Annotated in this window: 12 protein-coding genes; 7 read left to right on the forward strand and 5 right to left on the reverse strand. The window is 71.9% G+C overall.

The features are described 5' to 3' along the window. Positions 1 to 86 precede the first annotated feature (86 nt). The 5 genes from ABZ267_RS03795 to ABZ267_RS03815 form a co-directional block, all read right to left on the reverse strand. On the reverse strand, positions 87 to 245 hold the full coding sequence (locus ABZ267_RS03795) for a DUF6760 family protein (protein ID WP_018492281.1): 159 nt from the start codon (positions 243 to 245) through the stop codon (positions 87 to 89). After that, the gene (locus tag ABZ267_RS03800) at positions 242 to 736 is read right to left on the reverse strand and encodes a hypothetical protein (protein ID WP_356748170.1); all 495 of its coding nucleotides are present in this window, start codon (positions 734 to 736) and stop codon (positions 242 to 244) included. The genes ABZ267_RS03795 and ABZ267_RS03800 overlap by 4 nt, the downstream gene beginning before the upstream one ends. Further along, entirely contained in the window at positions 733 to 1173 is a 441-nt protein-coding gene (locus tag ABZ267_RS03805; RefSeq protein WP_073802749.1) for a phage tail protein, read from the reverse strand. Before ABZ267_RS03805 ends, ABZ267_RS03800 begins: the two co-directional genes overlap by 4 nt. Positions 1174 to 1232: 59 nt before the next feature. Continuing rightward, positions 1233 to 2780: a phage tail sheath family protein gene (locus ABZ267_RS03810; RefSeq protein ID WP_356748171.1), complete on the reverse strand. Its 1548-nt coding sequence runs from the start codon at positions 2778 to 2780 to the stop codon at positions 1233 to 1235. A 779-nt stretch (positions 2781 to 3559) separates the two neighbouring features. Then, positions 3560 to 4933: a hydrolytic protein gene (locus ABZ267_RS03815; protein WP_356748371.1), complete on the reverse strand. Its 1374-nt coding sequence runs from the start codon at positions 4931 to 4933 to the stop codon at positions 3560 to 3562. A 231-nt stretch (positions 4934 to 5164) separates the two neighbouring features. On the opposite strand from ABZ267_RS03815, the gene ABZ267_RS03820 reads away from it, so the two are divergent. The 7 genes from ABZ267_RS03820 to ABZ267_RS03850 all read left to right on the forward strand — a co-directional run bounded on the left by ABZ267_RS03820 (position 5165) and on the right by ABZ267_RS03850 (position 15173). Then, positions 5165 to 5950, forward strand: a complete 786-nt coding sequence (locus ABZ267_RS03820; RefSeq protein WP_356748173.1) for a LuxR C-terminal-related transcriptional regulator — start codon at positions 5165 to 5167, stop codon at positions 5948 to 5950. A gap of 145 nt (positions 5951 to 6095) precedes the next feature. Then, on the forward strand, positions 6096 to 9359 hold the full coding sequence (locus ABZ267_RS03825; RefSeq protein ID WP_356748175.1) for a hypothetical protein: 3264 nt from the start codon (positions 6096 to 6098) through the stop codon (positions 9357 to 9359). Continuing rightward, positions 9356 to 10066 (forward strand): DUF4255 domain-containing protein, encoded by a 711-nt coding sequence (locus tag ABZ267_RS03830; RefSeq protein WP_356748176.1) that lies wholly within the window; start codon positions 9356 to 9358, stop codon positions 10064 to 10066. Before ABZ267_RS03825 ends, ABZ267_RS03830 begins: the two co-directional genes overlap by 4 nt. After that, positions 10063 to 12180: an ATP-binding protein gene (locus ABZ267_RS03835; RefSeq protein WP_356748178.1), complete on the forward strand. Its 2118-nt coding sequence runs from the start codon at positions 10063 to 10065 to the stop codon at positions 12178 to 12180. Before ABZ267_RS03830 ends, ABZ267_RS03835 begins: the two co-directional genes overlap by 4 nt. A 117-nt stretch (positions 12181 to 12297) precedes the next feature. Continuing rightward, positions 12298 to 13068: a CoA transferase subunit A gene (locus ABZ267_RS03840; protein WP_356748180.1), complete on the forward strand. Its 771-nt coding sequence runs from the start codon at positions 12298 to 12300 to the stop codon at positions 13066 to 13068. Position 13069: 1 nt separating this feature from the next. Then, the gene (locus ABZ267_RS03845; protein WP_356364046.1) at positions 13070 to 13705 is read left to right on the forward strand and encodes a 3-oxoacid CoA-transferase subunit B; all 636 of its coding nucleotides are present in this window, start codon (positions 13070 to 13072) and stop codon (positions 13703 to 13705) included. Between the two features lie 187 nt (positions 13706 to 13892). After that, entirely contained in the window at positions 13893 to 15173 is a 1281-nt protein-coding gene (locus ABZ267_RS03850; RefSeq protein WP_356748182.1) for a PHB depolymerase family esterase, read from the forward strand. The last annotated feature ends 2 nt before the right edge of the window (positions 15174 to 15175 follow it).

A 15175-nucleotide genomic window follows, 5' to 3' on the forward strand; every position in this document is an offset into this window, starting at 1 on the left:
CCGGTCCCGTGGAACCTGCCTCCTCGGCGCCCGGCCCCGACACCGGCCGGTCCGTCCGGCGCAGCCAGTCCCCGAACCCCACACGATCATCCGCCTTCGTTGACGCGGGTGTTGATCCGCGCTATCTCCCGCACCCACTGCTGACGTTCCGCGTGGGTGAGGTCGAGAATGTCCTCACGCTGCCAATGGAAGTGGTAGGCGACGTACGCGATCTCCTCCCGCAACCGGGGAAGCGCGTACGTCACGATTCCCCCAGGCGCCCACCCGAGAGGTCCACCTCGAACGAGCCGTGGCAGAGCGGACAGGTCACCGCGGCGTGGGTGTGGCCCTCGCTGTTGATCCGGCGGTAGAAGTCCTGGAGGAACGCCACATCCGTGGCGTACATCCGCTCCACGATCCCGGCGTGGACGTCGGTGACCGTGCCGAGCTGGGTGATGACCTGGCTCAGCAGCACCACCGACAGGTACGCCGGGTTCTCCTTCACCCGCAGGTCGATCTGCGGGCGCAGCTCGTCCCGGGCCGTCGCGAGCCGCATGGTGCCGTGGCGGTGCACCTGGCCCTCGTCGTCGACGTACCCGCGCGGCAGCTCGAAGGCGAACTCCGTCTGCAGCGAGTCCCGTTCGCGGGAGCGGGCGGGCGCGGGCGCGGAGGTCTCCTCGCGTGCGGCGGGCGCCGCGGCGAGGTTGTCCAGGACCTCTTCGAGGCCGCTGCCCGGCGAAACGGTCCGGCGCCTCATTCGACCACGATCTCCTCGAAGGTGATGGTCACCGTCTCGGTCGCCGCGCTGGACTCGCCGGCCTTGAGCGACGGGCCCTCCCACTTGGAGGCCCAGCCCTGCATCAGCTGGATGCGCCGGACGGTCTCACCGGTCGAGTCCTTGATCTCGATCGTGAGGTTCTGGCGCGCGGTGTCGACGGCCCCGTTGTTGAGCGTCTCCTTGATCCAGGTGGTGAACTCGCTGCTCTGGTCGAGCCCACGGGTGATCGTCACCTCGCCCGCCTGGCGCGCGCCCGGCTGCTTGCGGATGATCTGCTTGCCCTCGGCGGTCACCTGACGGACCTCGACGACTTCTTCCTCGACGGTCATGCCGCTGATCTCCTGGATGGACTCCACGAGGTAGCCGCCGAGCTGCACGCCGAATACGTGGGTGGAAAGAGCGTCGCCCTCTGCCATGACTGTGTGTCACCTGTTCCGATTGAAGTGGCGAAGTGGAGAGATGAGGACCGCGAAGGTCACTCGTCGATGAGGCTGGTGCTGTCCGAGAACTGCGCGAGGCGGAAGACCACGAACTCCGCCGGCTTCACCGGCGCGACGCCGATCTCGCAGACGACCTGGCCGAGGTCGATCGACTCCTGCGGGTTGTTGCTCCGGTCGCACCGGACGTAGAACGCCTCCTCGGCCGTGCGTCCGAACAGCGCGCCGCGGCGCCACTCCTCGGTGAGGAAGGCGGTGACGTTACGTCGGATGCTCGACCAGAGACGGTCGTCGTTCGGCTCGAAGACCACCCACTGGGTGCCGATCAGGATCGACTCCTCCAGGTAGTTGAAGAGCCGGCGCACGTTCAGGTAGCGCCAGGCCGGGTCCGAGGAGAGGGTGCGGGCGCCCCAGATGCGGATGCCACGGCCCGGGAAGGCGCGGACGCAGTTGACGCCGATCGGGTTCAGCAGGTCCTGCTCGCCCTTGCTGAGCCGGATCTCCAGGTCCACCGCACCGCGGATGACCTCGTTGGCGGGCGCCTTGTGCACTCCGCGCTCACCGTCGCTGCGGGCCCAGACACCGGCCACGTGACCGCTCGGCGGGACCAGGGAGTTGCGGCCGCTCGCCGGGTCGAAGACCTTGACCCACGGGTAGTAGAGGGTGGCGTAGCGCGAGTCGTATCCGGCGTCGTCGTTGCGCCAGGTGCGAACCTGCTGGGCGTTCATGGACGGCGGAGTGTCCAGGACGGCGACCCGGTCGCCCATCTGCTCGCAGTGCGAGATGACCGCGAGCTGCACGGTCTTGACGCCCTCGGCGTCGATGTCGCCGCGCTGGAAGGCGCTCATCAGGTCCGGGACGGCGACCATGGTGATCTCGTCGATCGACTCCAGGCCGCCGAAGCCCGTGCGGGCGGCGGCGTCACCGACGTACTCGGACGCGTCGAGCCGCGCCACGCCGGAGCCGGTGGCGGGTGCGGGCGTGGCCGGTGCGAGGGCGACGGTCTGCTTCTCCGGGCGGCTCTGGGCCGTGCCGGGCTGCTCGGTGACCTGGATGAGCTGGGAGTCGCGGGCCTGGGTGACCAGGTAGCCCTTGACGTTCTTGCGGGTGGACACGTCGTACGTCTCCACCACCTTGCCGGCCTGGCGGACCAGCAGTTTGAAGCGGTCCTCCGGCGGGTTCTCGCCCTCGGCGTCGGCGATCTCGACGGAGAGGTCGGAGCTGGTGCCGGACTTGGCGGCGACCAGGAATCCGCCGAGGGCGACGGGCGCCGGGGCCTGCGAGACGGCGCCGGGACCGCTCGACGCGGACGCGCCCTGTGCGGGGCCGCCGATGCGCACGATGTAGGCCGCGCCGCCGCCGTTGGCGAAGAAGCCGTAGACGGCGTGCGTGAGGTAGGTGTCGGCGGTGAAGGTGCCGAACGTCTGGACGTACTGGTCCCAGTTGGTCACCAGCGTCGGCTGGTGGAAGGGGCCCGTCCCGGCGAAGCCGACGAAGGCTGCGACCGCGGTGCCGACTCCCTCGATGGGCCGTGCTCCGGACTGCACCTCCTCCACGTATACACCGGGGGTGAGGTACGACGGCATGCTCGCTCCTTCGGGGTGGTCACTCGTTCACCGGTCAGTCTTGCCCGGTGGCGGTGGCCGGGAGTAGGTCTCAAAGTCCTCCGCGCGGGGCAATGACGCTGCCTTCCCGGGCACCTCCGCGGCGGTGAATGCTGCCCTGGCGGACCGGCCGCGTCACTTGCGCATTTCGCGGAAGGCGGGGCCTATTCCGAGGCTCCCGGATGACGTGGAGGAGAACAGCGGGTCACGGAACTGTTTCCGCTCGGGCTGCCGTTCCGTCCGGTGTTCCGGCCGTCGTTCCCGGGATTCGCCGGAAGCGCTGATTCCGGTTCTTGGAGGTGGTGTGTGCGGTATCTCTTCTTCTCGATGAACGTCACATGGTGAAAAACCGTACGGGGCTCTCCGGGAATCGTGGCGGACTGACGGTATTCGGCCAGAATGCGCCGAGAAGGTGTGGTCATCCGGCCGGTTCGCGCCGACGGAAACGGGCGCCCGACCGTTCCGATCGGGCACCCGGCATCTCCTCCTGGGCCGTCAGGAACGGCTCTGATCAGGTCCGTTCGTGCCCCGGTCCGCCGGAACCGGATATTCTTCTCGGGTCGTCGGCGCCTGGGGTGTCCGAATTGGTGTAGACCTTTGGCGTATTCAGGAGGATGAATCCGCCATCGCCCGGCACGCCGGGTTTCCTCCGGCGGCGGGTTTCTGCTCTTGTCGTCATCGAAAGGTGTCGTCGTCGCCGGACAGGTGCCGTCGTCGAAAGGTGGAACACGGTGCCCGGCGCCGTCGTTTCCGCTGTAGTTCTACCGTGCGAGATCGCTGAGTACGCCGCTGACGTTAATCACCTGATGGCAGCCCGAAGCCTGTGTTCCGGTCGCCGGAGTGCCGGGCTTGGCGCAGGTGACGGCAGCGGTGACCGTGGCGTTCTCCGGAACCTGAATGGGGGTGACCCAGTGATAGTCCTGGTTGCGGAAGGTCTCCAGCGCGATGGTGGTGATCTTCCGCTCTCCGAAGGAGATCGTCAGCACTCCCTCGTCGCCCTGGAAGTTCGCCACCACGATGTCCGTGATGCCGAAGACCTTGCCCGCCGGAACCTGGTACGTCCCCGTCTCCTGGCCCCCGGCGCGGGACTCCACGTCGATCGTCGCGGAGCTCTGCTCGGTGCCGACGGCGCCCGTGCCGCCCGGCCCGGAGCCTGCGCCCGGTCCCGCACCGGAGCCGCCGTTGCCACCGGGCGTGCCCGGCGCGTCCGGACCGGTGCCCTGCCCCTGGGCTCCCGCCGGGTCGTCCGGGCCGCCCGGCGTGGGCGCGCCCTGCTGCTGTTCGCGGGCGGCCTCCTCCTGCGCGGCCTCGGTCGCCGCCTGCTTCGCGGTGCTCTTCACCGCCGGCCGGACCAGCGCGAACCAGGCCAGCAGCAGCGCCAGCAGCGCGGCCAGCACGATGAGCAGCCACTTGGGCAGCACGGGCAGCTGGAGGAACTCACCGGGAACCGGCTCCGGACGTACGGCCTCCAAGCCGTTGGTCTCCGGCCGGACTGGCTCCGGCCGTACCATCTCGCCGCTGCCGGCGGCCACCGCGACCGGCGCCTCCACGGGCGCGACGACCTCCGCGGCCTCCACCTCGAACGGCCAGGTGACCGGCTCGCCGAACCAGATCAGCTTGGCCGTACGGACCTTCAGCCGGATCTCGGCCGACTCACCGGGCTCCAGCCGCTTCTGACCGGGCGTGAAGCCCAGCCGCAGCTCTTCACCGGCCTGCTTGCCGGTGAAGGCGACGTCGACCGGCGTGTTCCCCAGGTTCTGCACAGCGGTACGGAAACGGGCGCCCAGCCAGCCCCGGCGGCGGCGCGGCTCCAGTTCGGTGCGCAGCTCGTGGAACGGCTCGACGGTGACCGTGCCCTCCGGCACCACCACCGACTCCGGGTGCTCGGCGGGCAGGACACGGACCGCCAGCGGGGTCTCGCCCGCCTTGACCTCGTGGGAGCGCGGAGGAGCGAAGGTGAGGGTCACCGTCTCGGAGGTGCCCGGATAGAGCGAGACGCGGGCCGGCTCGACGGTGCTCCACGCGGCGCAGTCGCCGACGACTTCGAGGGTGTAGGCCTCGACGATGTCGCCGTCGTTGCGCACGGTCAGGGTCGTCGTCGCGGTACCGCCGGGCGACACCGTCACCGTGGGCATTTCGAGTTCGGCAGATGTGGTCACCCTGCGACCGTAGGCCGCCCCGGCGGCCGCGCAGCAGGGTCGCGAGGGCAACGAACGGGCAGGGCCGGTGCCCCGGACGCACACCGCCCCGGTGGCCCCACGCCCCCGCCCCGGGCCCGCGCCCCCTGCCGAAGACCGGTGCGGTGAGGAGCGGTGACAGGCATATCGGGCGGAAGTACCTGAGGAAGACGGCGCGGAACGATGACGATGACGACGGCAGACACGATGACCACGGCGGACGCGGAGAGCAGGGCCACGGCGGACTCGGCGGGCACGGAGAGCAGGACGACGGAGCGCGGCCGGTACCGCAGGCCCGACGCGGCCCAGCGGACCGCCCGGTCCGCCCGCACCGTCCCCGGCGCCGGGAGCGGCGGCCGGGTCACCGTGGCGGTGTACGCGGAGGACCTGATCCTCCAGACCGGCATGGTCCACCAGCTGCGGATGCGACCCGAGATAGAGCTGATACCGGAGTCCGAGGCGGACCGGGCCCAGGTCTCGCTGGTGGTGGTGGACACCGTGGACGAGCCCACCGTCCAGCTCCTGCACCGCCTCCAGCGCAACACCTCCACCCGCACCGGACTGGTCGTCGGCTTCTTCGAGTCGGGCGCGCTCCAGACCATGATCGAGTGCGGAGTCGCCGCCGTGCTGCGGCGCGGCGAGGCCGACCAGGACCGGCTGATCCACCTGGTCAAGGCGATGGCCAACGGCGAAGGCGTCCTTCCGGGCGATCTGCTCGGCAAGCTCCTGGACCACGTCAGCAGCCTCCAGCGGACGGTCCTGGACCCGCGCGGCCTGACCCTCTCCACGCTCACGGCACGGGAGGCGGAGATGATCCGGCTGGTGTCGGAGGGCTGCGACACATCGGAGATCGCGCAGAAGACCTCGTACTCCGAACGCACCGTCAAGAACGTGCTGCACGAGGTGGCGACCCGGCTCGAACTGCGCAACCGCGCCCACGCGGTCGGATACGCGATGCGGCACGGCCTGATCTGACCGAGCCGAGCCTTCCGGCGGGAAGGAGCAGCCGCAAAGGGCAGCCGCTCCTTCCCCCGGTCCGGGTATTCGAGGCCTGTCTTCCTGACCCGCGCGAGCGCGATGCTCGACGGTGGAGCGTCATCAACAGACTGTGAGGTGGGCCGTGACCGGCACTGCTGGCCCGGCGAAGCATTCCCGGTGGAGCCGACTGGCGGGCGCGGTGGTGCTGTTGGCGCCGCTGCTGGTGGTCGGATCGGCCGCCGCCCCGCAGGGTTCGGGCGAGGCGGTGGCCGCCGAGGCCGACGCCGACCCGGCCCAGGCCGGAAGGATCGCCTTCGCCGGCACGGAACACCGCAGCCTCGGACAGGCCACCGGCGAGAAGACCACCGACCGGCTCTTCGGGAACACCGGCCCCACCCACTACGACCAGGAGCCGTCCGCGCGTGGCGGCGTCCTCGTCTTCACCAGCCTCCGCGACAGCGTGCGGCCGCAGGTGTACGTGCGCGACGCCGACGGGACCGTACGCGCACTCACCACCGACCGGGACGCGGGCAACCCCGAACTCTCGCCGGACCGCCGTACGGTCGTCTTCGACTCCGCCGAGCCGGGCCCCGGCGGAACCGTCCAGCGCGACCTCTGGGCGGTCGGCGTCGACGGCTCGAACCTGCGGCGGCTCACCGACACCCCGGACAACGAGGAGTCCCCGACCTTCTCGCCGGACGGCGGCCGGATCGCGTACGCCTGCGACGGCGACGCCACGCGCGGCTGGCAGATATACGAGCGCGCCTTCGCCGGTGGTGAGCAGCGGCGGATCAGCGACGGCCCGCCCGGTGACGCGAAGGACCCGTCCTGGAACCCGGTGGACGACGACACGCACCGGAGCCGGATCGCGTACACGCACATCACCGACCCCGACCCGGAGAAGGGCTACCGGCTGCGGGTCACCGAAGGCCTCGGTACCGACCGGCCGCTGCTGGCCGGCGGCCACGCGGAGTGGGGCAGCCACTCGGTCTCCTGGCTGCCGAACGGCGACGACGTCCTCTTCCTCAGCCCGTTCCACGTCTGCGGCTGCGACGACTTCGACCACGTCTACCGAGGTCCGGCCTTCTCCGAGCAGACGCCGGAGCAGCTGGTCTCCGAGGACCGCGACGTCGCGTCCCCGACCTGGACCGGCAGCGACAGCGGTACGGGAGAGGTCATCGTCTCCCGGATCACCTCCGCCACGGCCAACACCGTCACGCTCCAGGACGTACGCCAGGACGGCTCGGACCCGCGCGACCTCGGCTTCACCATCCTGAAGGAGGACCCGGCGGCCCGCACCAACACCGATCCGGCGGCCGACCCGCTCTTCAACCCGGCGGCCGGATTCGACCCGTGGACCGAGCGGCAGAACTACACGCCCGACGGCCGCCGCATCGTCGTGACCCGCTTCGAGGGCCCGGCCGACGCGCGGATCCAGCGCATCTGGATGGTCGACGCCGACGGCACCGACGGCGCCGCGCTGCCGCTCGCCGGTCGCGGCGACCGCGACTGGGACACCGACCCGACCTTCTCGCCCGACGGTACGAAACTGGCCTTCACGCGCACCTCGCCCGGCGGCGTCGGCGAGGCGGCCGGACCGGGCCGCATCCTCGTCGCCGATGTGGCCACCGGCGCGATCCTCGACGAGATCCGCCCGCCCGAAGGCCAGCGGCAAGGCGGCGACGCCCAGCCGACCTGGTCCTCCGACGGCGTCAACCTCGCCTTCACCCGTACGCAGGTGATCAACGGCAACGGCGGCAACAAGCACATCTGGACCGTCCCGGTGAACCGGCTCGACCAGCAGCGGGACCTCAGCGCCACCATCTGCCCCGGCGCCTGCGAAGTCATCGACGACAGCCCGGCGTTCTCTCCGGACGGTACGCGGGTGGCCTTCAACCGCAAGGACGGCGGCGGCCGGATCAACGAGCGGAACGGCGTCATCGTCAAGCCGCTGAGCGGCGGCGGCTGCCGCGTCGTGCTGCCCTCCTCCGAGCGGGACAACCCGCTCGGCTGCGAACTGCCGGTGCCCGACACCACCGGGACCGGCCCGTTCCAGCCGCGTGACGTGGCCTGGTCGCCGGACGGCAGCCGGCTCGTGCTCTCCTCCCGCCGTGAGCAGCCGGTCAACTCGATGGAGCAGCTCTCCGTCCTGGACCTCGCCTCCGGTGAGCTGACGCCGCTGGACAACGACCACGCAGGCCGCCAGAAGGAGCCCAGCTACCAGCAGTCGGTCGACCTCGCCGTGACGGCCCCGCCGACCGGTCCCACGGTGGAGGCCGGCTCCTCGGTCGAGGTGAAGGTCACCGTGGTCAACCACGGCCCCTCACCGTCGCCGGGCACCGTCTTCACCGCCGATCCACCGCCCGGAGTACGGCTGGAGGAGCTGACCACCGACGCCGGTACGTGCGGGGCCGGTTCGCCGCAGTGCGGCCTCGGAGTCGTCCCGCCCGGCGCGAGCGTCGAGATCACCGCCAAGCTGACCGGTGTGACGCGCGGCGACCAGCCGATCGGCTGGTCCGTCACCGGCACCGTCCTCGACCCGAACCCGACGGACAACGCCACCGGCACCCTCGTCCCCGTCCAGGACGCGCCTCCGCCGACCCCCACGCCACCGACCCCGACCCCTCCCACACCGACCCCTCCCACCCCCACGCCTCCGCCCCCCACCCCGGCGCCCCCGACCACCGCGCCCGCACCGCCTCCGCCGCCGGCCCCGCGCCCGCCCGCACCGCGCCCTCCGGCCCCGCTGCCGCCCGCGCCCCTGGCCGGACCCGGCGTCGTCGTCCGGGCCCAGCCCAGCCCCGGCTACGTCGGCGGCAAGGTCGTCGTCACCTACACCGTGCGCAACGGCCGCACCGCCACCGCCACCGGCCTCCGGCTTCAGCTCGGCCTGACCGGAACCATCCCGTCCGGCCCGCTCCCGGCCGGCTGCACGGCCGGCCGGTGCACGCTGCCCGACCTGGCACCCGGCGCCTCCACCGTCGTCCGCGTCGTCCTCTCACCGGACCGCGCGCTGCGCACGACCATCACCGCGACGCTCACCACCACCGGCACGGACGCGAACCGGAACGACAACGTCTCCCGGATCCCGCTGCGCATCCTCCAGCCCCGCATCGTCGCGGTCCCGGCCATCGGCAAGCCCGGCTTCGTGACCTCGGTGCGCGGCAAGGACTTCCCGCCCGGCGCGCCCGTGAAGCTCAGCTGGGACCCGGGCATCACGGCGGCCGCCGCGCCGACCCTGCCGAACCCGGACGGCACGTTCATCGCGCAGCTGCTCATCCTGGCGAAGGACCAGACCGGTCCGCGCGTCATCACGGCCCAGGGCCCCGGCTTCTCCCCGGTCACGACGGACTTCCTCGTCGTGCTCGGCACCATCACGCCGCCGGACGAGGTGATCCGCCGATGATCCACGAAGTCGATGAAGGCCTAAGGCTGTTGCTGGTCGACGCCGGGCTTCAGGAGAGCGGCGTCGACCTGGTCTTCGACGCGCCGACGAAGGACTGGTCGGCCCGGCGCAACGCGCCGACCATCAGCGTCTTCCTGCACGGCATCCGCGAGGACGCGGGACGGCGGCGGACCGGCACGGCCGAGGAGCACGACCAGAACGGCATGGTCACCGGCTGGCGGACACCGCCGCGCTGGTTCGAGCTGACCTATCTGGTCACCGCCTGGACCAACCGTCCGCAGGACGAACACCGCCTGCTCTCCGAGGTGTTGCGCTGCCTGATGCGCCACGACACGCTGCCCGCCCGGATGCTCACCGGCAGCCTCGCCGAACTCGGCCTCACCGTCGAGCTGGAGGCGGCGGGCCCGCGCACCGACGGACCGTCCGCCTCCGACGTGTGGTCCGCGCTCGGCGGCGAGCTGAAGGCCGCGATCGACCTCCGCGCTCTCGCTCCGCTGGCCGGCGAACGGGCTCCGGCCGGACCGCCGGTCACCGAAGGCCTCGTCATGAAGGCCGCACCGGCCGTGGACGGCACGGCGGTAGACGACCCGGGCCGCCGCCTGCGGTACGAAGGCGCGGGCGCCGAGCTGGCGGCGGAGGGCTTCGCCGCCGAACGGGAGAGGCAACTGCCGCCGGGGCGGCGCAGGCGGGGGAGTGCGGCGCGATGACGGCGAGTGTGACGGAGAGCGCGCCGCCGCTGGTGGACGTGGAGGTGCTGTGGGAGCGGCTGGCCCGCGTCGAACAGCGGGTCCGGCACGCGGTGGCTGCCCGCCGCGCCACCGACCCGGAGCCGGACGATCCGTACCGGGGCCAGTACCTCACGCCGGACGCGGTCGAGCGGATCCTGGAGTCGCGGGACGCCTTCGTGCCCGTACCTCCGTACGGTGAGGAGCCACCGTCGTACGTCACGGAGCCAGGCTCCCGGCTCGGCCGGCTGGCCCGGAGCTTCGGGCTGGTGGAGCTGGACATCGACCTGCTGCTGGTCGCCATGGCACCGGACGTCGACGCCCGGTTCGAGCGCCTCTACGGCTACCTCAACGACGACCTGACCCGCCGCCGACCCGCCGTCGGCCTGGCGCTGGAGCTCTGCGGCCTGCCAGCAGCGGGCTCCGGCCGCTTCCGCTTCCAGCCCTCCGCTCCGCTCGTCGCAGGCGGCCTGCTGGAGGTGACGGACCCCGAACGCCCCGTGCTCTCCCGTACGTTGAGAGTGCCCGACCGCATCACCGCGCACCTCCTCGGCGACGACGAACCCGACGGACGGCTGCGCGGCCTGGCCCATGTGCCCGCCACAGCCACCGAGCCCGACGACCGTCCCGAGGCTCGCCGCATCGCCGCCGCGCTCGCCACCGGCAGCGGCCTGGTGCACCTGCTCGACCGTGGCGGCGACGCCTCCGGCCTGGCCGTCGAGGCGCTCACCGCCGCAGGCCGCCGCCCGCTCGTCGTCGACATCGCCGCGCTCGCGGCGGCCGGCGACCGGACGGCCGAGCTGGTACGGACCCTGGCCACCGAGGCCCGCCTCACCCACGGCGGCATCATCCTCGGCCCGTTGGAGGCGCTGGCACCCGAACGGCCGGAAGGAGCACGCCTGTTGGCCTCGCTCTGCACGGCGGTGAGCGGCACGCCTCTGATCGCGTACGGGAAGAAGAACTGGGACCCGCTCTGGACCCGGGACAGCCCGGTCCCGGTCGCCGTCCTGCCGCCGGGCCCGGCGGGCGCGGCACGCCAGTGGCGGCAGGCGCTCGCCGAGGCGGCCAGGTCCGTCGGGCTGCCGGACGCGCAGGCGAACGCCGACGACCACCTCATCGAGGCCACCGCCTCCTACCGGCTCGACTCCGACCAGGTGCGCAAGGCCGCCACCGTCGCCTCCCGGCTGGCGCTCCTGGAGCAACGCCCGGTCCACCCGGACGACCTCCGCGCGGCGGTCCGCGCGCAGAACGGCGCCGGCCTCGAACGGCTCGCCCGCCGCATCGAACCCGCCGTCGGCTGGGACGACCTGGTGCTGCCTCCGGCCACCCGCACACAGCTCACCGAACTCGCTCTCCGCGCGCGCCATCGCGAGCAGGTGCTCGGCCAGTGGGGCATGCGGCCGGGCGGCGGACGGGGCCGCGGGGTCATCGCGCTGTTCGCGGGCGAGTCCGGCACCGGCAAGACCATGTCGGCCGAGGTGATCGCGCGCGAACTGGGCATGGAGCTCTACGTGGTGGACCTCTCCACGGTGGTGGACAAGTACATCGGCGAGACCGAGAAGAACCTGGAGCGGATCTTCGTCGAGGCCTCCGACGTCAACGGCATCCTGCTCTTCGACGAGGCCGACGCGATCTTCGGCAAGCGGTCGCAGGTCAAGGACGCGCACGACAAGCACGCCAACGTGGAGTCGGCGTACCTGCTCCAGCGTATGGAGTCCTTCGACGGGATCGCCGTGCTCACGACCAACCTCCGGGCCAACCTGGACGAGGCGTTCACCCGTCGCCTCGACGTGATCGCGGAGTTCCCGATCCCGGACGCCGAACAGCGCCTCGCTCTCTGGGACCGCTGCCTCGGCACGGCGATCCCGCGCGATCCGGCGCTCGACCTGGAGTTCTGCGCGAACCGCTTCGAGCTGGCGGGCGGCTCGATCCGGGCCTGCGCGGTGACCGCCGCCTACCTCGCCGCGGAGTCGCGGGCGCCGCTGACCATGGACCAGCTCGTCACGGCGGTGCTCCAGGAGTACCGGAAGCTCGGGCGGCTGGTGCTGGAGAGCGAGTTCGGGCCGTGGCTGGCGAAGGAGCGGCGCGGGAGGTAGGGCCTCGCGTGGTCCGCCACCACCTGGGCCGGTGGCGATGTGTGGGCGGACGCCATCGCCGTACGCCGTCCTCCGTTCCTAGTCTCGTCGCAGTCGATGCGGCGAGAGGGCTGACGGATGAGTGTGGACAAGGTGGTCGCCGACCCGGCGGACGCGGTCGCGGACGTGGCGGCCGGAGCGTCGCTGGCGGTCGGCGGATTCGGTCTCTGCGGTATCCCCGGCGTACTGATCCACGCCCTGCTGGAGCGGGACGTGGGCGGGCTGCGGGTGGTGTCCAACAACTGCGGCGTGGACGACTGGGGCCTCGGCCTGCTGCTGCGGGCCGGGCTGATCGACCGGATGACCAGCTCGTACGTCGGAGAGAACAAGGAGTTCGCGCGGCAGTACCTCCAAGGCGAGCTGGAGGTGGAGCTGGTCCCGCAAGGCACGTTGGCGGAACGGCTGCGGGCCGGCGGCTCCGGCATCCCGGCCTTCTACACGCCGGCCGGCGCCGGCACCTGGATCGAGGAGGGCGGACTGCCGTGGCGGTACGGAGGCGACGGCTCGGTAGCCGTCGCCTCACCGCCCAAGGAGACGCGGGTCTTCGACGGCCGGGACCACCTCCTGGAGGAAGGCATCACCACCGACTTCGCACTGGTCAAAGCCGCCGTCGGCGACCGGCACGGCAACCTCCGCTTCCACTCCTCCGCCCGTAACTTCAACCCGCTGGCCGCGATGGCCGGACGCGTCACGATCGCGGAGGTGGAGAAGCTGGTGGAGCCCGGTGAACTCGGCCCGGACGACATCCATCTGCCCGGAATCTTCGTCCAGCGGGTCGTCCCGGTCGAGCCCGGTGACCCGCGCGCGGAGAAGCGCGTCGAGCGTCGCACCGTACGCGTGGAGGCCTGACATGGCACTGTCCCGTGAGCAGCTGGCGGCCCGTGCCGCGCGGGAGCTGACCGACGGCAGTTACGTCAACCTCGGCATCGGCCTGCCGACGCTGATCCCGAACTTCCTGCCCGAGGACGTGGAGGTGGTGATCCAGTCGGAGAACGGCCTGCTCGGCGTCGGCCCGTACCCGGAGGAGTCCGGTGTGGAGCCCGATCTGATCAACGCGGGCAAGGAGACCGTGACGTTGCGGCCCGGCGCCTCCTGCGTCGACTCCGCGCTCTCCTTCGCGATGATCCGAGGCGGCCACATCGACGTGGCGGTGCTCGGAGCCATGCAGGTCTCCGCCACCGGCGACCTGGCGAACTGGGTGATCCCGGGCAAGGTGGTGAAGGGGATGGGCGGGGCCATGGATCTCGTCCACGGCGCCCGGCACGTCATCGTGGTGACGGAACACACCGCGCGCGACGGTTCGCCGAAGCTGCTGGACCGGTGCACGCTGCCGCTGACCGGCCGTGGCGTGGTGCGTCAAGTCATCACGGATCTGGCGGTGTTGGACATCACCGCCGAGGGTTTCGTGCTGCGGGAGGTGGCGGACGGCGTCACGGTGGACGAGGTCCGGGCCGCCACAGGCGCGGAGTTGACCGTACGCCTGTAGCAGCGTGACGCACGCTCCCGCAACGGGTGGCGGCGCCTCGTTCCGGGCCGGGTTGTGGCGCGCACCGCCATTACCCGGCCCACCGCGCGCTTCCTACGGTGACGGACCTCGGAGGCTCTGCGGGACAGGGCCGCCGGGGCCACGGGATCACGGGCGATCCCGTGCCGCCGCTCCACGGGAGGTCACCTTGCCGTACGTCACGCCGTCGCACCCGGCACCACCACGGAGACGCGGAGGCCGCCCAAGTCGCCTCTTCTCCGCGCTCGCCGCCGCCGTCACGCTCGTCACCGGAGCCGCACTCGTCCCGCACGCCGCCGAGGCGCAGGCCGCTCCGCGCGCCGCCGCCGCGCTCGAACGGGTCGCGGACTTCGGCGCCAACCCCGGCGCCCTCAGCATGTACGTCCACCGTCCCGCCTCCCTCCCCGCCAAGGCACCCGTCGTCGTCGCGCTGCACGGCTGCACCCAGAACGCGCAGCTCTACGCCGACAACTCCGGGCTCAACACCTTCGCCGACCGGCACGGCTTCCTGGTCGTCTACGCCGAGACCACCACCGCCAACAACGCCAACAGGTGCTTCAACTGGTTCCAGCCGGGCGACATCCGGCGGGGCCAGGGCGAGGCCGCCTCGATCCGGCAGATGGTCGCTCACGCCACCACCGCGTACGGCACCGACCCGGCCCGCGCGCAGGTCACGGGCCTCTCGGCGGGCGGAGCGATGACGGCGGTGATGCTCGCCGCTTACCCGGAGGTGTTCGCCGCCGGCGCGGTGGTCGCCGGAATCCCGTACGGCTGCGGGACCGACGTGGTTTCCGCGTTCAGCTGCATGAGCCCCGGCGCCGACCGCACCCCGGCCGCCTGGTCACGGGCCGTACGCGACGCGCATCCCGGATACGCCGGACCGTGGCCGAGGGTCGCGATCTGGCACGGCGACAACGACGCGACCGTCGCTCCGAGGAACGCCGACGAGCTCCGCGACCAGTGGACGGCGGTCCACGGCCTCGGCCAGACCCCGTCCCGTACCTCCACGCTCGGACCGAACAACACGCGCAGGAGCGAGTACGTCACGGCAGGCGGCCGGACCGCCGTCGAGGTGAACAAGGTGCCCGGCATCGGCCACGGCACTCCGGTCGCGCCGGGCACCGGCCCGCAGCAGTGCGGCGCCACCGCCACCCAGCACTTCATCGCGTCGATCTGCTCCAGCTACTGGATCACCACGTTCTTCGGCCTGGACGGCACGACGACCGAGCCGCCCACCGAGCCACCGGTGGATCCACCCACCGACCCTCCCGCCTGCTGGACCGCCAGTAACTACGAGCACGTCCGCGCGGGCCGCGCCACCACCACCGGCGGTTACGCGTACGCGAAGGGCTCCGGCCAGAGCCTCGGCCTCTACAACACCTTCGTGACCCGCACGCTCAAGGAGTCTCCGCCGGGCCACTACACCATCGCCACCGGCTCCTGCCCCTGATC

The sequence above is a fragment of the Streptomyces sp. NPDC006174 genome (assembly GCF_040614075.1).
Classification (GTDB): Bacteria; Actinomycetota; Actinomycetes; order Streptomycetales; family Streptomycetaceae; genus Streptomyces.